The sequence below is a fragment of the Chitinophagales bacterium genome (assembly GCA_017303415.1).
Classification (GTDB): domain Bacteria; phylum Bacteroidota; class Bacteroidia; order Chitinophagales; family Chitinophagaceae; genus SpSt-398.
Genome location: JAFLBJ010000002.1, coordinates 36,972 through 58,138 on the forward strand (window position 1 = coordinate 36,972; position 21,167 = coordinate 58,138).

Here is a 21,167-nt window from a genome sequence, read left to right on the forward strand (position 1 = left end):
AACTATGAATGAGGGGAACCATATTGACCAACCCTATCATGTGCCGGTCCTGCTCCGGGAAACGATTGATGCCCTGCAACTTCACCCGGACGGAACCTATGTCGATTGCACCTTTGGCGGTGGCGGCCATTCCCGTTATCTGCTGGAGCAATTGGGGCCTGGCGGCAAACTGCTGGTATTTGACCAGGATGAAGCCGCCCGTAAAAATTGCCCCGATGACGACCGGATGATCTTTATCCCTCACAATTTTCGCCACCTCCGCCGCTTTTTAAAATTACATGGTGTATCCAGTGTGGATGGTATCATGGCCGATCTGGGGGTAAGCAGCCACCAGTTTGATGAAGCCACCCGGGGATTTTCAACCCGGTTTGAAGGAGATCTGGATATGCGGATGGATCAGCGGCAGGAACTTTCAGCGTTTACTGTTGTCAACACCTATTCGGAACAGCAACTGCATAAGTTGTTTGAACAATACGGAGAAGTGACCAACTCCCGAACCCTGGCCAAAACAATCGTCAGTCTCCGGGGCGTCAGCTCACTCCGAACCACCGAAGGTTTTAAAACAGCTCTCCGCGGAGTGGTAAAAGGAAATCCCAATAAATATTTCGCTCAGGTATTCCAGGCGCTGCGTATCGAGGTCAATGATGAATTAGGCGCGCTTCGTGAATTACTGGAACAAATACCAGACCTGCTTAAGCCCGGAGGACGGGCTGCCATCATCACATTCCACTCATTAGAGGACCGATTGGTCAAAAACTTTTTCCGCCAGGGAACCTGGGAAGAGGCGGAGGAGAATCCTTTTACTATGCAAACCAGGGTGAACACACTAAAGGTCATTACCAAAAAACCCATCGTGGCCTCACCCGACGAAATCAAGAAAAACTCACGCTCCCGAAGCGCCAAGCTCCGGGTAGCCGAAAAGATATAAATGGCAGACAATAATACCATCACGGAAAAAGAACAAAAGCCAGATTGGAAAAGATGGCTGAACTATCCGTCACTGGTTAAACAACTGCCCTTCTTTCTTTTTCTGACTTTGCTGGCGGTTATCTATATCTATAATGGACACCATGCCGATAAGACGATCCGCAAGATCAGTCAAACCGCAAGGGAGGTAAAAGAACTGCAATACGAGTACAAGAATGTGAAAGCCGAAGTGATGTTTCTCAGTAAAAGAAGTGAACTGGTGAAGGCAGCAGAGAAACTGGGACTGAAAGAAGGGGATAACGCCCCCGCCGTACTCGACGATCAGGCCAACTAAGGATCAGGCCACCGAAGATGACCATTTGGCCGAAAGGCATTGGAGAACGATAACAACTAAAAAATCTGGCGGAGCATTGGACATCCGGCGCGACATATTATGGAGGGTCTACCTCAGCTTTATTGGCATTGGCTTGCTTAGTATGCTGGTTCTTGGTAGAGCGATCTACATCCAACGGGTGCAGGGCAGCTACTGGCGAAGCATGAGCGACAGCCTTCACCAACGCATCCAGGAAATTTCACCTGACCGGGGTACCATCTACAGCGAAGACGGACAAATGCTGAGTACCTCTCTCCCTGAGTTTGATATTTACATGGACTTTGCCGCCGACGGACTCCGCGAAAAGGACGGGAAACGCTTCCGCGAAAACCTGGACTCCTTCGCTTATCACATGGCTGTCACCTTTGGCGAAAAATCCAAAGCCGCCTATGTAAGTGAACTGAAAAAAGCATTCAAAGAAAAGAGACGGTATTTCCTACTTAAGAAAAAGATGTCCTTTGAGGAATATAAGCGTTTCCGCGAGTTCCCTCTTGTTCGCCTTGGACGCAACCGCTCGGGTGTGATCGCCGAAGTCAACAGCAAACGCTTGATGCCGTATGGCCTCATGGCAAATCGTACCATTGGACTGGCCAGGAAGAATGCAGACAATGTGGGGTTGGAAAGAACCTATGATTCGCTGCTGAAAGGACAAACCGGAAAAAGACTGGTACGGTTTATTGCCGGTGGTGCAGCCGTTCCCGTTGATGGCTACATGATCGAGCCCGAAAACGGGAAAGATATTGTGACCACACTGGATGTACAGATACAGGACATAGCCCAAACAGCCCTGATGCGCAAGATGACCGAGAGTGAAGCACAGTATGGCACCTGTATCGTAATGGAAACAAAAACCGGAAAGATCAAAGCCATAGCCAACCTGGGTCGCCAAACAGATGGCAATTATTGGGAAGATTATAATTATGCCCTGCGCACGACTGAGCCGGGTTCTACCATCAAATTGGCCACCCTGCTTGCCACGCTGAGTGAAGGAACGGTTCGCCCCAACGACCTGGTTGAAGTTGGGACGGCAGGACATGCCATGGTTGGTAATGTTCGGGATGTGCCGGATGCTGAACGTTCTCCCAAACCAGTGCTCACTGTAAAAGAGTGTTTTGCGCATAGTTCCAATGTAGGTATGGGTAAATTGGCCTATAAAACCTTTGGATCGAATCCAGCCAAATTCAAAGACTACCTCACAAAGTACCACCTCGATCAACGCACAGGGATCGATCTGATAGGGGAAGAAAAACCGCGTCATGCCGTACTGAAGAAGAATAGAGAAGGGTTGATTGATCTTGTTACCATGAGCTTTGGGTATGCGATAAGGTTAAGCCCTCTTCAGACCCTTACCTTTTACAATGCCATTGCCAACAATGGGCGGATGATGAAGCCTTATCTCGTCAACCGAATCCTGCAGAATGGTATCCCTGTTAAAGAATTTCAACCCGAAGTGTTGGAGGAAAGGATAGCAGATGAAGCCGTGATCCGTACTGCCAAAGAGTCCATGGAAATGGTGATCACCGAAGGAACGGGACGGCCCGCATTTCAGGGGATCAATTTCCCAGTAGCAGGAAAAACAGGAACGGCACATGTGGCCGATGGGAAGATTCAATATGCAGACAGGATCTATCAAGCCTCTTTTGTTGGTTATTTTCCGGCCAATGATCCTCAATACACCTGTATCGTGGTCATTCGTACCCAACCCCATGCGTTTTATCACTATGGCGGACAACTGGCCGCGCCGGTGTTCCGTGAGATCGCGACCAAACTGTATAATCAGCAGGTGGAGAAAAAAGCTGGACAACAGATCACATTTACCAGCGACAGCAGTCAGTACATGTATGCCGGAAACGGGCAGGCGATCCGTAAAGTATATGCCGATCTGGGAATGTCTTATCGCGATTCCTCCAACAGTAAAAATTGGTCAAGGGTAAGTCCGGAAAAAGGATATGCCATTGTCCGGGAAATACCCCAGACACCGGCGCAATTACCCGATCTGACCGGTATGGGATTGAAAGATGCGCTTTTGTTGTTGGAATCGAAAGGGGTAACCGTACAGGTAAGTGGGAAAGGAAAAGTGAAACAGCAATCATTACCTGCTGGTACGACCCTGACAAAAGGAATGGTGATTCAATTGACTTTAGGATAAATGATTCGAGTTGGTTAGCGTACAGGATATATTATATAAAGTGGCGATCCGGACAGTGGTGGGAAAAACTGCTACTTCCGTAAAGGATATCCAACTGGATTCAAGAAAAGTTACACCGAGTTCTTTGTTTGTGGCGGTAAAAGGGGCAGCAACCGATGGACATAGTTTCATGGCGAAAGCCGAAGAGGCCGGAGCCTCGGTCATTGTTTGCGAAACCTTACCGGTTACCCTGAACCCGGATATTTTATATGTCCAGGTCAACAACAGCGCTGAAGCAGCAGGGATCATGGCCCATAATTTTTATGGACAGCCTTCCTTAAAGCTGAAGCTGGTGGGTGTAACCGGAACCAATGGAAAGACAACCATCGCCACCTTATTATATAAGCTCTTTGTATCACTGGGTTACAACTGTGGATTGATCAGCACGGTGGAGAACCGCATTAACAGGGAAGTTATTCCTGCTACGCATACCACACCGGATGCAGTTAGTCTGAATGCCCTGTTGCGGAGAATGGTGGATGAGGGATGCACACATGTTTTCATGGAGAACAGTTCGCATGCCATTCACCAGCACCGGAGCACGGCCCTTCATTTTACCGGGGCCCTGTTCAGCAACATCACACATGACCACCTGGATTACCACAAAACATTTGATGAGTATATCCGGGTGAAGAAGGCCTTTTTTGATGGATTGTCTGCCGATGCTTTTGCCATCAGCAATCTGGATGATAAAAGAGGGCCGGTGATGTTGCAAAATACCGTAGCCAGGAAATATCTCTACAGCCTTAAATCCATGGCTGATTTTAAAGGGAAGATCCTGGAGAATGGGTTGACCGGACTGATGATGACGGTGAATGAACAGGAGGTCCACTTCCGGTTGATCGGCGAGTTCAATGCCTACAACCTGCTGGCGGTGTATGGAGTGGCGATCTGTCTGGGAGAAGATAAACATGATGTGTTGCGGAATCTTTCCCTGCTCACGGGAGCCGAAGGAAGATTTGATTATCTCGTCTCCCGCAAAGAAAGGATCATGGCGATCGTTGATTATGCCCACACACCAGATGCGTTGCTGAATGTGTTGGCCACGATCAAGAAACTAAGAAAGGGGAATGAGCGGGTGTTCACCGTGGTTGGATGTGGAGGAGACAGGGACAAGACCAAAAGACCCGTGATGGCGGAAGTAGCAGCCGAACACAGTGATAAAGTGATCCTGACCAGCGATAACCCCCGGTCCGAAGAACCTGATGCGATCATCCGGGATATGGAAGCAGGATTAGGGAGTGCAGGAAAAAGAAGGACGATCTCGATTACCGACCGGCGTGAAGCGATCAAGACAGCCGTGAGTTTGGCAGGACCTGAGGATATCATCCTGATCGCTGGCAAAGGACATGAGAAGTACCAGGAGATAAAAGGAGTAAGACATCATTTCGACGACAAAGAAGTAGTGCAGGAGATGTTTGCATTACTGGAAAAATAAAAGTAAACCGACAAACCAGGCCAACATGTTATATCATTTGTTTCAGTGGTTCGAGCAACAGGATATCCACCTTCCGGGTAGCCGCCTGTTCCTCTTTACCACGTCGCGGGTGTTGTTGGCTCTCCTCTTGTCGCTCGTGGTGACCATGATCTATGGCAAACGACTGATCAACTTCCTGAAAAGAAAACAAGTAGGGGAAACAGTACGCGACCTGGGACTGGCCGGAGAGCAAAGCAAGAAAGGGACACCAACCATGGGAGGTTTCATCATCATCCTGGGAATAATATTACCCACGATCCTGTTGGCCAATCTCAATTCGGTTTACATCATCGTGATGTTGATCGCCACGGTCTGGCTGGGCGCGATCGGTTTTGTAGATGATTATTTGAAATTAAGGGCCAAACGCCTGGCACAGCAACAAGGTGTGAATTATAAAAAGGGAGACAAAGATGGCCTGGCTGGTTGGTTTAAAATACTTGGACAGGTTGGATTGGGTATCACGGTCGGGGCTGTACTCATCTTTAACAGCGAAGTAAAGATCTGGCGTGAATACCAGGGGGTGTTCAATCCCAATAACCCGGACATGGAAGTCAGGACCGTGGATGGAAAGGAAAAAGTTTTTGTGGTCACCAAAGAGCCGATCACCACCATTCCCTTTGTCAGGTCTCATGAATTCAACTATACCAAACTTCTTCCCGAAGGGATCCGTGATTATGCCTGGGTGTTGTATATCCTCATCGTGATCTTCATCATCACCGCTGTATCCAACGGTGCCAATATCACAGATGGATTGGATGGCTTAGCCTCGGGAACATCCGCGCTGATCGGGGTCTGTTTGGGCATATTCGCCTATGCCAGTGGTAATTTTTATTTCGCTGACTATCTGAACATCATGTATATCCCGGGGCTGGAGGAGTTATCCATATTCATTGCAGCCATGATCGGGGCCAGTATAGGGTTTATGTGGTACAATGCTTATCCCGCCCAGGTATTCATGGGCGATACGGGAAGCCTGACATTGGGTGGATTGATCGCTGCCATTGCCATCATTGTGCATAAGGAATTGCTGATCCCGATCTTTTGCGGGGTGTTCCTGGTAGAGAACCTGAGCGTGATGTTGCAGGTTGGGTATTTTAAATACACCAGGAAAAAGTATGGAGAGGGAAGACGGATCTTTTTGATGAGTCCGCTCCACCACCATTACCAAAAGAAAGGCTACCACGAGGCCAAGATCGTGACCCGTTTCTGGATCGTAACGCTGTTGTGTGTGGCCTTTGCCATCGCAACACTTAAAATACGGTAAGATACTGAAGCCACCGTGGTTTCATCTGTGAAAAACCTATCGGATTCATGATGATTGTGTGGTACAGTTTAAAACCAATACTTCTGAAGAACCCCACCCGTACGTATTTCTCCTGGCGGACGGCCTGATAGCAGGCCCGCTTTGAGAAAAGAAGGCAGCGCTGAAAAATCTGAGCGTGCGCTGTAAGAAATGGAAGAAGCATGCGTGAGCGTTTCGTCATACTGGGAGGAGGAGAAAGTGGCATCGGGGCTGCGTTGCTGGCAAAGCAACAAGGCTATGATGTTTTTCTTTCCGACCAGGGTTCTTTGAAAGAGGGTTGGAAACAGGAATTGATCAAAGAAAGCATCCCCTTTGAAGAAGGCGGACATACTTCCTCGATCGTCCTGGCTGCCGATGAGATCATGAAGAGCCCGGGTATCCCCGAAAAGAATGAGATGGTAAAAGCCATCCGAAAGAAAGGGATACCGGTCATCAGCGAGATCGAACTGGCCTACCGGTTTAAAGGAAAGAGCCGGATCATCGCCATCACCGGGAGCAATGGAAAAACCACCACCACGGCGCTTATCTATCATATCTGCAAAACCGCAGGATTGGATTGCGCGCTGGTGGGAAATATTGGATTCTCCTTTGCCCGGCAGGTAGCCACCGACCCCAAACCCTTGTATGTAGCAGAGATCAGCAGTTTTCAGCTGGATGATATCCACCACTTCAAACCCGATGTGGCGATACTCACCAATATCACTGAAGACCACCTGGATCGCTACGAATACAAATTCGAGAATTATATCCGCAGCAAATTCCGGATCGTGATGAACCAGGATAGCAGTGACCATTTCATTTACTGCGCGGATGACGAAGTGACCATGCAGTATATAGACCAATTTAAAATACTCTCTAACCCATTACCAATTAGTATGAGAAAAGAACTGGCCAACGGAGCATTTATCAAAGACGGGGACGTGTATGTAAGGACAGGACATGAACACATTTCAATGAGTGTGTACGACTTTGCCCTGAAAGGGAAACATAATCAATACAATACTATGGCCGCATGTGTAGCCGGAGCCACCATGGATATCCGGAAAGAGAAGATCAGGGAGGCTGTGCAAACATTCCACAGCCTGGAGCACCGCATGGAGCCGGTATCAACGGTCAGAGGAGTAGAGTTCATCAACGACAGTAAAGCAACCAACGTCAACAGCACCTGGTATGCACTGGAAAGCATGAACAAACCGACTGTTATCATCCTGGGTGGTGTGGACAAGGGGAATGACTATTCCCTGATCGAAGACCTGGTAAAGGAAAAAGTGAAAGGCATTGTTTGCCTGGGTACAGATAATACCAAGATCCACGAAGCATTTAAAAATATTGGATGCCCTATTGTAAACACAGGCAGCGCCTCAGAAGCCGTACATGCTGCCTTTCAATTAGCTACCAAAGGCGATGTGGTCCTGTTAAGCCCGGCTTGTGCCAGTTTTGACCTGTTCAAAAACTACGAAGACCGTGGCAATCAGTTCAAACAAGCCGTTCGCGAATTATAAGTAAAGAGTGTATAGAAAATGACAGAACCGGTACAAATAGAGAATCCCCTTCGGCGCTTTAGCGCCCGCACCAAAGGCGACAAGGTCATCTGGGCCCTGGTTGTCTTATTGGTGTTGGTGTCTTTGCTGGTGGTGTACAGCGCTACCGGCTCACTCGCCTATAAAATGTATAAAGGGAATACCGAGATCTATCTTTTCAAACAGATCATGTTCATCATCATGGGGATCGCGGTGATCTATTTTGCCCATAAGGTCAATTATACGATCTACTCAAAGGTGGCGCAGATCCTATTCCTGCTTTCCATACCCTTATTGGTCTATACCCTCTTTTTTGGTGTTCGGATGAATGAAGGTAGCCGTTGGATACGACTGCCCATCATCAATATGACCATGCAAACCTCCGACCTGGCCAAACTCGCCCTGTTCATGTACCTCGCGCGTTTGTTGAGCCGGAAACAACAAGTGATCAAGGACCTGAAGAAAGGCTATCTCCATCTGATCACACCGGTGGCCGTCATTTGTATGCTCATTGCACCAGCCAACCTTTCAACTGCCCTGCTACTGGGGGCGAGTTGTATGCTGCTGCTCTTTATCGGCCGGGCGAATACAAAACATTTGCTGGTCACGGTTGGAATCGTTTTGATCCCGCTTGTCCTGCTCATCGGTGCTGCCATGATCAAGCATCATGCAAATGAGGGACAGGAAGCGGAAGTGAGAAAAGGAAGTTCAGGAGGATTGTTTGCCCGGGTAGATACCTGGATCAGTCGCGTGGAAGGCTTTATGTATGGTGGAGGAAAAGAAGCAGCCAATGAAGACGCTTACCAGGTCAATCAGGCCAAGATCGCGATTGCTAAAGGCGGGTTGCTGGGCGTTGGACCAGGGAACAGTACCCAACGAAACTTTTTGCCACAGGCCTATAACGATTTTATCTATCCCATCATCATTGAGGAGTATGGGCTGGCCGGTGGGGCGTTTATCTTATTTATTTATCTGGTTTTCTTATATAGAAGCATACGCATTTTTAAACGTTGTCCCTATGCCTTTGGCGCTTTTCTCGCCCTGGGCTTGAGTTTTACCCTCGTCATTCAGGCGGTGGTGAATATGGCAGTGAGTGTAAACCTGTTTCCTGTAACAGGGGTAACTCTTCCACTGGTGAGCATGGGGGGAAGTAGTTTTCTCTTTACCTGCTTGTCAATTGGGATCATTTTGAGTGTGGCCAGCAATGTGGAGAAACTGGAAGGAAAAAATGCGCAGGCGGAAACTGTTGAAGCATGACCAAAAGGGTGATCATAGCCGGGGGTGGTACAGGCGGACATATTTTTCCCGCCATCGCGATTGCCCATGCGCTGAAAAAACTGGACCCTTCGATTGAGATATTATTTGTAGGGGCCAAGGGTAAAATGGAAATGGAGAAAGTACCCCAGGCAGGATTTGATATCATCGGATTGGATATAGCCGGGTTCAACCGAAGTTCTTTGATAAAAAATATTGGATTGCCCTTTAAACTCCTGAAGAGTTTATGGCAGGCCAGATCGATCCTGGTAGGGTTTCTTCCCAATGCGGTGGTCGGGGTAGGTGGTTACGCCAGTTTCCCGATGCTCCGACAGGCGCAACGAAAGAAGATTCCAACCCTGATTCAGGAACAGAATTCGCACGCCGGGAAATCAAATACCATACTTGGCCGGAAAGCAAACCGGATCTGTGTGGCGTATGAAGGCATGGATAAATTCTTTCCTGCAGATCGGATACTGCTCACCGGTAACCCGGTAAGGGCCACCATCAGTGGTTCCACCTGTAGCCGCGAAGAAGGGGCCGCCTTTTTCAAACTTGACCCATCAAAAAAGATCTTGTTGGTGGTGGGAGGAAGTCTGGGCGCCCGCTCGATCAACGAAGCCATGGAAAGCGGATTGGATTCCCTGCTTGAAGCAGGTATCCAGGTCATCTGGCAAACCGGAAAACCTTTTCTTGAAAGGGCCAGTGCCAAAGCAGCCGGGAAGCAGGGAGTGTGGGTAAACGATTTTATCACCCAGATGGAATTTGGCTACGCGGCGGCAGATGCAGTGATCTCAAGGGCAGGTGCCATGGCGATCGCAGAATTATGTGTGTTGAAAAAGCCTGTGCTCTTTGTGCCTTTTCCCTTTGCGGCGGAAGACCATCAAACAGTCAATGCCCAAAGCCTGGTAAAAAAGAATGCGGCCTTGATGGTGAAAGACAGCGAAGCAAAGGAAAAGGTCGTTCCCATGATGCTGGACCTATTAAACGATGAGGCAAAAAGAATGGAGCTGGTAAGGAATATTTCCGAATTGGGAATAACAGATGCCGATGAGCGGATAGCCAGAGAGGTTTTGGCACTCATCAAAAACAAATGAACAACGAGTCTCAACATACTGTCCTTATGAATACCCCCTTTCGGGGGAAACGGGTTTATTTCATTGGTATCGGTGGTATCGGGATGAGTGCATTGGCCCGTTACTTCCATACCCAGGGTGCGCTGGTGAGTGGATATGATAAAACCTCCACTCCTCTTACGAGAGAGTTGGAGGCATCGGGGATCGGGGTGCATTATAATGAAGATATTACCAAGGTCCCTCAAAATGCGGAATTGGTGGTGTACACACCCGCCATTCCCAAAGAGCATCAGGAGCTGGTTTATCTCCAGCAGCAAGGATATAACGTAGTAAAACGCAGCGATGTGCTGCAGATGATATCCAACAGTTCTTTTAATATCTGTATTGCCGGTACCCATGGCAAAACGACCATTACCACCATGATCGCGCATCTCTTGCGCGATTCTGGCTATGGCTGCAACGCCTTTTTAGGCGGGATCTCTGTAAACTATGGCACCAATTTCTGGAGCCATGAACGAAACGTATGTGTGATAGAAGCGGATGAGTATGATCGGAGTTTTTTGAAATTAAGTCCGGATATCGCGGTGATCACGGCGATGGATGCTGACCACCTCGATATCTATGGCACAGCGGAGGAAATGGAAAAGGCTTTTATTGAGTTTTCCGGAAAGGTAAAACCATCTGGTAAACTGGTGAGCAAGTTCGGGTTGAAAAGAGGGAAAGACCTGTTGACACCCGACCGGACCACCTACAGCCTACAGAATGAAAGTGCCGATGTGTATGCCGACAATATCCGAATGAAAAGCGGCAGCTACACCTTCGATGTGGTGATGAAAGACAATAGGCTGAATGATGTGGTACTGCATATGGGCGGTATGCACAATGTGGAGAATATCACCGCGGCAATAGCGGTGGCCAGTTCTTTGGGGATCGAAAATGAGAAGATCAAATCGGCCGTGGAAAATTTCCGGGGCGTAAAACGACGCTTTGAGTATATCATCAAAACCGATAACCAGGTTTTTATCGATGATTATGCGCATCACCCGGAAGAACTCAGGGCATTGATCACCGGGGCAAAATCTCTGTTTGCAGGTAAAACCTGTACGGTCATTTTTCAACCGCACCTGTTTACCCGTACCAGGGACCATGCGGACGGGTTTGCCGAAGTGCTTGACCTGGCGGACCGGGTCGTTCTGCTCCCGATCTATCCTGCAAGGGAATTACCGATCGAGGGAGTGAACAGTGAAATGATCCTGGAAAGAATGAAAAACCCTAATAAGGAGCTCGTAAAGAAAGAGGATTTGATGAGCTGGGTCCAACAGTACGCCAAAACCTGGAACAAGGAATTGGGAAATGTGCTGGTAACCGCAGGAGCAGGGGATATTGATGGAGAACTTGTTGGAATAAAAGAAATATTAAATAAAAGCTAATAGCTATTGGCTATTAGCTATTAGTCAAGAAAACCGTGAACACTAAAAGAACGATACGAAAACTATTTATAACAGCCATCTGGCTCCTCGTTGGCGGAGGGCTTGTTTCCTTATTGCTCGCGGCCAACAGCAATAAGAAGCGGCAGGTATGCAATGATTATACGATTGTGATCAAGGGTATGGGAGAGAAACCCGTGATCGCTGAAGCTGAGGTTTTGCAGTGGGTGCGTTCCGTGGCCAAAGGAAACATTCGTCAGCAACCTGTTAAGGAACTGGATCTGCATACGATGGAGCTTTTGGTAGAGAAGAATGCCTGGGTAAAAGATGCCGAGTTGTGGTTTGATAACCGAAATGTATTGCATATAGTGGTAGAAGAACGTTCCCCCTTGGCGCGGGTATTTACCACCAGTTCAGGCTCTTATTATCTCGATAATGAATTACACCGCTTGCCTTTGAAAAAAGGGTGGATGATCGAGTTGCCTGTTTTTACCGGCTTCCCGGATCGCAATAAGTGGACGAAAAAAGACAGCCTGTTAGGAAAAGATATTATCCTATTAGCGGATCATATCTCCCGGGATGAATTCTGGAAGGCACAAATTGAGCAGGTGGACATGGATTCACGCGGTCAGTTTGATCTGGTAACCCTGGTTGGCAATAACATTATTCGCCTTGGGAAGGCCGAAGACCTGGAATCGAAATTTTACCGGCTTGATCTTTTTTATAAAAAAGTACTGAGCAAAACCGGCTTTGAAAAGTACGCCGCCATTGATGTACGTTTCAAGGGCCAGATCGTTGGACAAAAAAAAGCTAACAACTAAACACAGCATATCATGAACACCGAACAACCCATTATCGTCGGACTTGACATTGGCACTACCAAGATCGCTGTCATTGCCGGGAGAAAGAACGAGTTTGGCAAACTCGAGATCCTTGGCTTTGGCCGGGCGAACAGCAATGGTGTAAAACACGGACAGGTCCTGAACATTGATGAAACCATCAAAGCCATTCGTTCAGCACTTGAGAACTGCATGGCCTCCAACCCCGATCTCGACATCAATGAAGTGTATGTCGGCATCGCCGGTCATCACATCAAAAGTTTGCAAACACGGGGTGACATCGTTCGTCAAACCACCGAAGAGGAAATCACCCAACGGGAGATCGATCAACTGGTGGCTGACCAGTACAAGACCTATATCCCGGCAGGTGACCAGATCATTGATGTGATCCCGCAGGAATTTACCGTGGACAATTTCCAGAATATCCCCAACCCCATTGGATATGGCGGTGTAAAAGTGGGAGCCAATTTCCACATCATCACCGGTGATAAGAATGCCATCCGGAATATCAACCGGAGCGTGGAGAAATCAGACCTGATCACCAAAGACCTTGTGTTACAGCCTCTGGCCTCTGCTGCCGCGGTCATGGGACAGGAAGATATGGAAGCCGGTGTGGCCATTGTGGACATAGGTGGTGGTACCACCGATCTGGCTGTATTCTACGAGGGTATCCTGAAACATACTGCCGTCATTCCTTTTGCCGGTGAAAATATCACCAATGATATCAAAACCGGTTTGGGTGTACTCAAAACCCAGGCCGAGCAAATGAAAGTACAATTTGGTTCCGCTCTGGCCAATGAAGCCAAGGCCAATGCCTATATCACCATTCCTGGTTTGCGTGGTATGCCCGCCAAGGAGATCAGTGTAAAGAACCTGGCCAATATCATCCAGGCCCGTATGAGTGAGATCATGGATTTTGTGACCTATCACCTCAAACAGGTTGGATTGGACAACAAGGCCCTGAATGGCGGTGTCATCCTCACTGGTGGGGGCTCTCAATTGAAACACCTGATCCAGTTGACCGAATATGTGACCGGTCTCAATGCCCGTATCGGTTTCCCCAATGAACACCTGGCATCCGGGCATATTGAAGACCTGGCTAAACCAACCTACTCAACCTGTATCGGTCTTATCCTGAAAGGATATGATGACTATGAGCATAACCGCAAGGACTTTGAAAAGGATTTCAAGAAAGTGGAAGTACCCGAAGGATTGAAGAAAGCCCTCCAGGCCGAAGAAGAAGTATTGGTCGAAGAGGAAGTGAACGCCGAGAAAATGCGCAGCCGTCGTGGATTGAGCAATTTCTGGGGTATGTTCAAAGACCGGATTATTGATTTGTTCAAAGAAGAGGAAGATTCACATTTATAGAAGGTCCGAAGTCGAGAGTCCGAAGACAGAGGTCCGAAGAATTGACCTCGGACCCCGGACTTCCGACCTTGGACCCCGGACCTAAAAAAAATAGTTAATTCAAAATCAACAATAAATGATTCATTTCGATCTCCCCAAAGAGCAATCCTCCATCATCAAAGTGATCGGTGTAGGCGGCGGTGGAAGCAATGCAGTCAATCACATGCATAACCAGTGTATTGATGGGGTAAATTTTATCATTTGTAATACCGATGCGCAAGCTATTGCCAGCAGTACAGTGCCCAATAAAGTGCAATTAGGGCCGCATTTGACACAGGGTCTCGGGGCCGGTGCCAATCCGGAGATCGGTCGCCAGGCTACTGAAGAATCGCTGGAAGAGATCAAGCGCATCCTCGAAGTAAATACCAAGATGGCCTTTATCACTGCCGGTATGGGTGGTGGTACCGGAACCGGTGGCGCTCCGATCATTTCCAAGATCTGTAAAGACCTGGGCATTTTGACCGTGGGTATTGTGACCACGCCCTTTGCATATGAAGGAAAGAAAAGACAGCAACAGGCAGAAGAAGGGATCCGGATGCTGAAACAATATGTGGATACCCTGCTGGTGATCAGCAACGATAAACTGCGTCACCAGTTTGGCAACCTGAAAATGCGCGAGGCCTTTGCCAAAGCGGATAACGTACTCGCAACCGCGGCAAAATGTATTACCGATGTGATCACCACCACCGGCCAGATCAATGTGGACTTTGCCGATGTTTGCACTGTTATGAAAAACGGCGGTGTAGCCATCCTTGGAAGTGCCATGGCAGAAGGGGAGAACCGTGCCCAGCATGCCATCGAGGAAGCCCTGAATTCGCCACTCCTGAATGACAATGATATCCGTGGTGCCAAATGGATCCTGATCAATATCAACAGTGCCGAGGGTGAACACGAGTTTACCATGGATGAGGTAGAGATCATTCAAAACTACCTCCTGAGTCAGGCGGGTGAAGGAACCGATGTTATCTTGGGTATGGGATATGACAGCAGTCTTGGCAGCCATATCGGCATCACCCTGATCGCCACCGGATTTGAGCATAAAGATCCATTTGACCGGAAGGAAGTGAAGAAAGAAGAAAAGAAGGAAGAGAAGATCGTAATGGTCCTTGGTCAACCCAAAGAAGAAAAGAAACTGGAGGAAACACCGGTTGTAAAAATGGAAACACGTAAGGAAGATCCATTGGCTCCTAAACTGGTCGTTGAAGATAAACCCGTGCCTGTGACCAGTATTGACTGGACCGATGATGTGGTTCGTATTGAAGAAACCACACCCGAAGTGATCCTTGACGAACGTGCGCCGGTCGTCTATTGGGAATTGAATGAGGAGAAAAAAGAGGATAGTAATATTACGAGGGAAACTACTGTTGAAAAGTATGTGCTTGCTTCTGCTGATGAGCATTTAAATTCGGCCTCCCGATCCGCATCCTCTGCAAATCCCCAACAACAAGCATCATCCACTAATCAGGATAAAATAAGTACTACACCCACTCCAACGTCTGCAGCGGCGGGTGGGTATCTGGCCAGACCCTCCAATATTTATGCAGAGTCCAGGACAGAGGTCTTTACCTCAAAACCTTCTGCAGAAGAACCGGTTTCGCCTTTGCCAGCTGACAAAAAGGACGAGGAAGAAATCCTTGACCTTCAACTGGTAGAGCGGGATGACATTCCTGCGGCGGATATACCGTTAGCCCATCAGACTCAACCACCTTTGAGTCATGCGGTTGAGGATCCTGTTTTACAGGACGAAGCCGATGAACAAAAACGTAGGGCGGCAGAGCGGTTGCTCAAATTGCGCAACCTCTCGTACAACGTGAACAATGCCGATCCAAATAACGAGTTTGAAACCGTGCCGGCTTATATCCGCCGCAATATGGAATTGTACCAAAACAGCAATTCCGTCGAAAATTTCTACTCCAACTACGAGGTCAAAACCGACGACAACAACAATTCCCGCATCAGTACGATCAATACCTTTTTGGACGGCAAAAAGCCGGACTAACCTTTATTCGTTCCAATGAAACCGCCTCAAAGGCTGTGTTTTTAGTTGTTCCCCCTGGCATTTTTGCCGGGGGTTTCTTTTACCAACCTACCGTCGCGATGCGACGGCGGGTAATCTTCCAAAATTTGTACAACCGCTGCGTCCGCTGCTTTTGCTTGCGTTCGCCGCGAGAAATAACCATAAATCCAAACAAATAGTTGAAACTTTGGTTATTGACAGTAGAAAATGAAACAGCGAATTCTCATTACAGGAGGAACCGGCATGGTGGGGAAGGCCCTGACTCAGGCCTTGCTGTCAAAAGGGTATGCTGTTACTATTTTGACCAGGGAAAAGAAAATCTTTGATCCCAGCCAGAATCCCGCTTTTGCCCATTGGGATTTGATCCGGAACTATGTTGATCTGCATGCCATCCAATCTGCCGATCACATCATACACCTGGCTGGTGCGGGCGTTGCTGATAAAAGATGGACAAAGGAAAGAAAGCAGGAGATACGCGATAGCCGGGTTCAATCCGGTGAATTGCTGGTAAAATCTTTGCAAACCATTCCCAATAAGGTTCTGTCGGTAGTAACTGCCTCTGCCATTGGATGGTATGGTCCCGACCCCAGACCAGGTTTTTCAGGTTTCATTGAATCAGACCCCCCGGATGACAGTTTCCTGGGCAATACCTGTAAAGAATGGGAGGCGGCTACTGAACCTGTCAGTCATGTAGGGAAGCGACTGGTCAAGATCCGTATTGGTATTGTTCTGGCAAAAGAGGGGGGCGCCTATCCTGAATTTGCCCGTTCTTTTCGGTTTGGAGTAAAAGCCATACTTGGTTCTGGCAGGCAGACCATTAGTTGGATCCATATCAACGACCTGGTCAATATTTTTATCCGGGCCATTGAAGATGAAACGATGTCAGGACCTTATAATGCTGTCGCCCCAAATCCTGTTTCAAACCGGGATATGATCCAATCCATTGCCCACAAAAAAGGCGGGCTATATATTCCTGTTAGGGTGCCATCATTTTTACTGAAAATTATATTGGGGGAAATGAGTGTGGAAGTTTTGAAGAGTACAACTGTGAAACCAGAGCGTTTGGGTGAGATTGGTTTTTCATTTAACTATTCCAGGATAGAGGAGGCAATGGCCGATCTTGTAATCTAAATTTTGTTGAGTTCTGTGTCCCGAAGATTTGGGACTGCAAGAAAAATAATGTGCACGGAATTACAGGAATCATTACTTATGTGCCCAATGAAACACATTCGTAAACTCCCCCAATATCCCCACTCCATTTTTAAACCGTAGCTTTTCTAATCGCAGCGCTGCAATATCCGATGACCGTACCCTTCGGTGGATCGGATGCATGGTGCCCCCTTTTTCTCCTGCGGGTTTATCAGGCTCATATTGAAATTGCGGATCCACCAGTGTACCACGGGGATACATGATGCCTGGTGTTCCCATTCCTCGTATGTCCAGGTCATCCGGGTGCTCCAACCCGATTGTGTGTCCATATTCATGTGCCGCTGTGGTTGAGCCTCTGTACAGGTTATCTTTTTTGAAATAACCTGTATTGCATCCAATGCTATCAACAAAGGAAATATGAAGGGAGGAGTATTCTTCGATGCGAAAGAAATTATTGCGGGGATCCAGGTTTTGGAGCACCTCCATTTCTTCAAGTCCTGGTTTGAATTCGGCCGTGATCAGAAACCGGACTTCATAATATTTTCCTGCTAAACGGACATGCGACTGAGGTTCATTCCAGAGGTCTTCGATCTCTTCGCGGATATAATCAGTAGTTTCCGGGTCAGCGGCATTTCCATAGGTGACAATATGCGACCGGATAAGGAGTTGCGCGTTACTATTAATAATTTCTACAGTACCCATTATCGTATTCTCCGGGTAACGCTGCGTTACCCAGCGTTTTTAATTGCGGATAGGTTTTCCGCTTTTGAGCACACTTTGAATGCGCTCCAGGGTTTTCTTTTCTCCGCACAAGGATAGAAAAGCTTCCCTCTCCAGGTCGAGTAAATATTGTTCAGAGACCGTGCTTGCTTCACTCAGATCGCCTCCACACATCACAAAGGCTAATTTTTTAGCCACTACTACATCATGATCGGTGGCATAGTTACCCCGCCACATGCCATTTATCCCTGCATACAGGGCGCCAAGGGCAGAGCGTCCCAACACTTTTATATCCTTTCGTTGCACAGGGGCTACATATCCGCTACCGGCTATTTCCAATACCGATTTTTTGGCTTCCGCCACACGACGTCCCTGGTTGAGTACGATCTCATCAAGTCCTTTACGATAGATGCCCAGGTCAAATGCTTCATGCGCGGAAGTGGCCACTTTTGCCGTAGCTATTGAAAGAAACCTGTTTTTTAACGTGATCGTCTCCGGTTCGTCTTTATGCATTTCATCAGAAGCACGCAATACAAACTCTTTGGTTCCGCCACCACCGGGAATCAATCCCACACCCAATTCCACCAACCCCGTATAGGTTTCTGCGGCCGGACAACATTTATCCGCGTGCAGGTTTAGTTCGCATCCGCCTCCCAATGTCAATCCATGAGGAGCTGTTACTACAGGAATCCCTGAATAGCGTACCCGCATCATGGTTTGTTGAAACATACGAATGGCAAGATCAAGTTCATCATATTCCTGGTCAATGGCCAGCATAAAGATCATACCCACATTGGCGCCGGCACTGAAATTAGGTCCTTCATTAGCGATCACCAGGCCTTTGAAATCCTTCTCTGCCTTTTCAATTCCCATCTGGATACCACTCAACACATCCCCACCGATACTACCCATTTTGGTATTCCACTGCAAGCCGAGCACATCATCTCCCAGGTCATAGAGTTTGCAGCTTCCGTTTTTCCATACCAGTTTATCGGCCCGGTTGCTCATCACCATAAAGGCATCACCACCAGGCAATGGTTTATAGGATTTGGAGGCGGGGTCGTAAGCCAATTTTTGTCCCTTTTCCACTTTATAAAACTGGGTATGTCCGGCAGCGAGCATATCCGTCACCCAGGCGGCAACGGTAAACCCGGCTTTGTTCATGGCTTCTATTGTACGGGCTACGCCCAGCGTATCCCAGCTTTCAAAGGCACCTATTTCCCAACCAAAACCTGCCATCATCGCGTCGTCAACACGGTACAGTTCGTCACTGATCTCCGGAATGCGGTGGGAGATATAGGAAAAAAGATGATAATGGAACTGGCGGTAAAATTCACCCGCTTTGTCAGTGCCGGCTACCAGCATTTTCAAACGTTGGTGAAGGTCATCCACCGGTTTGGCCGTTTCAAGCGTGGCAAATTTTGATTTGACCCGTGGGGCATATTCAAAAGTGCTCAGGTTCAGGGTTTGAATATCACTCTTGCCATCGGGCGTTTTTACTTTTTTAAAAAATCCCTGTCCTGATTTATCTCCCAACCATTTATTCTCGACTAATTTATCCAGCCAGGACGGTATGGTAAAAATGGCGCGTGCTTCATCTTGCGGGCAATTCTCTGCTACCCCCTTGGCTACTTTCACCAGCGTATCAATTCCCACCACATCCGCTGTGCGGAAAGTGGCTGATTTTGGACGACCAATAATAGGACCGGTAAGGGCATCCACCTCATCCACCGTCAACCCCAATTGCTCCATGACCTTCATAATGGCCATCATCCCAAATACCCCAATCCGGTTGGCGATAAAAGCAGGCGTGTCCTTGCACAATACCGTTGTTTTTCCCAGAAAAAGGTCTCCATAATGCATCAGAAATTCCACAATGGATGGATCTGTATGCGGGGTAGGGATGATCTCCAGCAGGCGCAGGTACCTCGGTGGATTGAAGAAGTGAGTGCCACAAAAGTGTTTTTTAAAATCCTCTGTTCTACCCTCCGTCATCATATGAATGGGGATACCCGAAGTATTGGAGGTTATAAGGGTGCCGGGTTTCCGGTATTTTTCTACCTGTTCAAATACCTGTTGTTTGATGTCCAGTCGCTCTACCACTACCTCTATGATCCAGTCACAGGCACCGATCTCTTTCATGTTGTCATCAAAATTGCCGGTACTGATCTTCTTTACCACCTCCTTGTGATAGACAGGAGAGGGGTTGGATTTTATAGCGGCCGTCAGTGAGTCGTTCACGATCTTATTCCGGGCCTTGGCGTCCTTGCTTTCCCTGGCCTCAGCAGGAACAATATCCAATAATAATACCTGTACGCCGATCCCGGCAAAATGACAAGCGATACGGCTACCCATGACACCACTGCCTAAAACGGCAACCTTCTTAATGATCCGGTTCATATATAATTATTTTCGAAATAAAAATAGTTAGTTATGCAACTATTTACTTCGAAGATAGAGAAAATTGGGAATATATATTCTTTGAATTACGACAGAGGCACAGCGACGTGGAGAAATGACTTTTTCTCCACGTCGCTGTGCCTCTGTGTTTTTAGTTGCAGCCTATTTGTTCTTCTTTTCCTTCTTATTAATCTGAAAGGCCCGCATAATATTAAATCCGAATTGTATTTCTCCTTTACCCCACTGCCCGGTTGTTTCCGTAAGGAAGGACCGTTCATTCATACCCAGGGCATTGCTAAAGTGCAGTTGAAATACGTGTCCACCTGTTTCAATATCAAATCCGATAGACAGGGGGTCACGGGTGCCATCAGCCTCATTGGGGTTTACGCGGTATAGGTAATCGGCGGTTAGAGAAATGCGGTTACTAAGCCGTATTCGGCCACCTACCCCTACCGCTATCAGGTCACTGGGATCGGCAAAATCCGGGACCAGGTTTCTATGAAGAACCGTAGGCGTTACTTGCAGCGTGATCGCTTCCGACAGTTTGCTGCCAATGATGATCTGCCCATAGTAGGCCATTCGGGAGGTAAAGAAGTTTTTGCGGGTGGTATCCGCCCATTTCAATGAATTGAGCGTACCGCCTGCTACGACTACTACAGAAAAGGGGAGACCTCCATTTTTGGATTGATGGACAAGCCGGTATTTCAAAAAACCATCAAATTCTTTTTTGTTGGTACTCCGGCCAACGCCGAGCATGAAGTTTTTGGTGATCCCGAAATCCAGTCCCATACGCATCGTGGCATTATCAAGCCCAAACATTTCATAAGCCCCTTTGTCAATAGAACCAAAGCGGTGTAGGATCCGGAAATCCATTACCCCGGGCCGGATCAGTTCCATACTCTGGCTCATGATCACCCGCGAGGATTTAAACGCATAATCTACATGTTCCTTTTTGGGTTTATCGTCGCCCACCAGGCTTAGAAGATCTTCATCCTGGGCGTAGCTGGACAAAGACGAGAGGGTAAGCAGGATACCAAACAGTTGAAGGCGTAAGGAAGACATATGAATAGTTTATTCTTAGGAAGTAAAA

16 protein-coding genes are annotated in these 21,167 nt (G+C 47.8%); 13 read left to right on the forward strand and 3 right to left on the reverse strand.

What is annotated here, in order from left to right:
* Positions 1-4 precede the first annotated feature (4 nt).
* The 13 genes from rsmH (at position 5) to J0M30_13985 (ending at position 16,939) form a co-directional block, all read left to right on the forward strand.
* A complete protein-coding gene (gene rsmH, locus J0M30_13925; GenBank protein ID MBN8668593.1) occupies positions 5-928 on the forward strand; it encodes a 16S rRNA (cytosine(1402)-N(4))-methyltransferase RsmH in 924 nt (307 codons plus the stop codon).
* On the forward strand, positions 929-1,261 hold the full coding sequence (locus tag J0M30_13930; protein MBN8668594.1) for a hypothetical protein: 333 nt from the start codon (positions 929-931) through the stop codon (positions 1,259-1,261). It begins immediately after the preceding gene.
* Between the two features lie 76 nt (positions 1,262-1,337).
* The gene (locus J0M30_13935; protein ID MBN8668595.1) at positions 1,338-3,449 is read left to right on the forward strand and encodes a transpeptidase family protein; all 2,112 of its coding nucleotides are present in this window, start codon (positions 1,338-1,340) and stop codon (positions 3,447-3,449) included.
* Positions 3,450-3,459: 10 nt separating this feature from the next.
* A complete protein-coding gene (locus J0M30_13940; protein MBN8668596.1) occupies positions 3,460-4,926 on the forward strand; it encodes a UDP-N-acetylmuramoyl-L-alanyl-D-glutamate--2,6-diaminopimelate ligase in 1,467 nt (488 codons plus the stop codon).
* Between the two features lie 25 nt (positions 4,927-4,951).
* Entirely contained in the window at positions 4,952-6,229 is a 1,278-nt protein-coding gene (locus J0M30_13945) for a phospho-N-acetylmuramoyl-pentapeptide-transferase (protein MBN8668597.1), read from the forward strand.
* A 200-nt stretch (positions 6,230-6,429) separates the two neighbouring features.
* Complete coding sequence (murD, locus tag J0M30_13950) at positions 6,430-7,770, forward strand: UDP-N-acetylmuramoyl-L-alanine--D-glutamate ligase (GenBank protein MBN8668598.1); 1,341 nt, start codon at positions 6,430-6,432, stop codon at positions 7,768-7,770.
* An 18-nt stretch (positions 7,771-7,788) separates the two neighbouring features.
* Positions 7,789-9,045: an FtsW/RodA/SpoVE family cell cycle protein gene (locus tag J0M30_13955; protein ID MBN8668599.1), complete on the forward strand. Its 1,257-nt coding sequence runs from the start codon at positions 7,789-7,791 to the stop codon at positions 9,043-9,045.
* Positions 9,042-10,139 (forward strand): undecaprenyldiphospho-muramoylpentapeptide beta-N-acetylglucosaminyltransferase, encoded by a 1,098-nt coding sequence (gene murG / locus J0M30_13960; protein MBN8668600.1) that lies wholly within the window; start codon positions 9,042-9,044, stop codon positions 10,137-10,139. Before J0M30_13955 ends, murG begins: the two co-directional genes overlap by 4 nt.
* A 26-nt stretch (positions 10,140-10,165) precedes the next feature.
* Positions 10,166-11,548: a UDP-N-acetylmuramate--L-alanine ligase gene (locus J0M30_13965; GenBank protein MBN8668601.1), complete on the forward strand. Its 1,383-nt coding sequence runs from the start codon at positions 10,166-10,168 to the stop codon at positions 11,546-11,548.
* A gap of 35 nt (positions 11,549-11,583) precedes the next feature.
* Positions 11,584-12,366: a cell division protein FtsQ/DivIB gene (locus J0M30_13970; GenBank protein MBN8668602.1), complete on the forward strand. Its 783-nt coding sequence runs from the start codon at positions 11,584-11,586 to the stop codon at positions 12,364-12,366.
* Positions 12,367-12,378: 12 nt separating this feature from the next.
* Complete coding sequence (gene ftsA, locus J0M30_13975) at positions 12,379-13,752, forward strand: cell division protein FtsA (GenBank protein ID MBN8668603.1); 1,374 nt, start codon at positions 12,379-12,381, stop codon at positions 13,750-13,752.
* A 115-nt stretch (positions 13,753-13,867) separates the two neighbouring features.
* Positions 13,868-15,790, forward strand: coding sequence for a cell division protein FtsZ (ftsZ, locus tag J0M30_13980; protein ID MBN8668604.1), 1,923 nt, complete (start codon positions 13,868-13,870; stop codon positions 15,788-15,790).
* 225 nt (positions 15,791-16,015) lie between these two features.
* Positions 16,016-16,939 (forward strand): TIGR01777 family oxidoreductase, encoded by a 924-nt coding sequence (locus J0M30_13985; protein MBN8668605.1) that lies wholly within the window; start codon positions 16,016-16,018, stop codon positions 16,937-16,939.
* A 72-nt stretch (positions 16,940-17,011) separates the two neighbouring features.
* Here the strand turns inward: J0M30_13985 and J0M30_13990 are convergent, their stop codons facing one another.
* The 3 genes from J0M30_13990 to J0M30_14000 all read right to left on the reverse strand — a co-directional run bounded on the left by J0M30_13990 (position 17,012) and on the right by J0M30_14000 (position 21,139).
* Positions 17,012-17,659 (reverse strand): peptidase M10, encoded by a 648-nt coding sequence (locus J0M30_13990; protein ID MBN8668606.1) that lies wholly within the window; start codon positions 17,657-17,659, stop codon positions 17,012-17,014.
* Positions 17,660-17,698: 39 nt separating this feature from the next.
* Complete coding sequence (locus J0M30_13995; GenBank protein ID MBN8668607.1) at positions 17,699-20,077, reverse strand: 3-hydroxyacyl-CoA dehydrogenase/enoyl-CoA hydratase family protein; 2,379 nt, start codon at positions 20,075-20,077, stop codon at positions 17,699-17,701.
* Between the two features lie 162 nt (positions 20,078-20,239).
* Positions 20,240-21,139: a hypothetical protein gene (locus J0M30_14000; protein ID MBN8668608.1), complete on the reverse strand. Its 900-nt coding sequence runs from the start codon at positions 21,137-21,139 to the stop codon at positions 20,240-20,242.
* Between the last annotated feature and the right edge of the window lie 28 nt (positions 21,140-21,167).

Bases quoted from the DNA above. Each gene is read 5' to 3' on its own strand.
- J0M30_13955 (MBN8668599.1), top strand. From the start codon at position 7,789: ATGACAGAACCGGTACAAATAGAGAATCCCCTTCGGCGCTTTAGCGCC.
- J0M30_13965 (MBN8668601.1), top strand. From the start codon at position 10,166: ATGAATACCCCCTTTCGGGGGAAACGGGTTTATTTCATTGGTATCGGT.
- ftsZ (MBN8668604.1), top strand. From the start codon at position 13,868: ATGATTCATTTCGATCTCCCCAAAGAGCAATCCTCCATCATCAAAGTG.
- J0M30_13930 (MBN8668594.1), top strand. From the start codon at position 929: ATGGCAGACAATAATACCATCACGGAAAAAGAACAAAAGCCAGATTGG.
- J0M30_14000 (MBN8668608.1), bottom strand. From the start codon at position 21,139: ATGTCTTCCTTACGCCTTCAACTGTTTGGTATCCTGCTTACCCTCTCG.
- J0M30_13945 (MBN8668597.1), top strand. From the start codon at position 4,952: ATGTTATATCATTTGTTTCAGTGGTTCGAGCAACAGGATATCCACCTT.
- J0M30_13990 (MBN8668606.1), bottom strand. From the start codon at position 17,659: ATGGGTACTGTAGAAATTATTAATAGTAACGCGCAACTCCTTATCCGG.
- J0M30_13995 (MBN8668607.1), bottom strand. From the start codon at position 20,077: ATGAACCGGATCATTAAGAAGGTTGCCGTTTTAGGCAGTGGTGTCATG.
- murG (MBN8668600.1), top strand. From the start codon at position 9,042: ATGACCAAAAGGGTGATCATAGCCGGGGGTGGTACAGGCGGACATATT.
- ftsA (MBN8668603.1), top strand. From the start codon at position 12,379: ATGAACACCGAACAACCCATTATCGTCGGACTTGACATTGGCACTACC.
- rsmH (MBN8668593.1), top strand. From the start codon at position 5: ATGAATGAGGGGAACCATATTGACCAACCCTATCATGTGCCGGTCCTG.
- murD (MBN8668598.1), top strand. From the start codon at position 6,430: ATGCGTGAGCGTTTCGTCATACTGGGAGGAGGAGAAAGTGGCATCGGG.
- J0M30_13985 (MBN8668605.1), top strand. From the start codon at position 16,016: ATGAAACAGCGAATTCTCATTACAGGAGGAACCGGCATGGTGGGGAAG.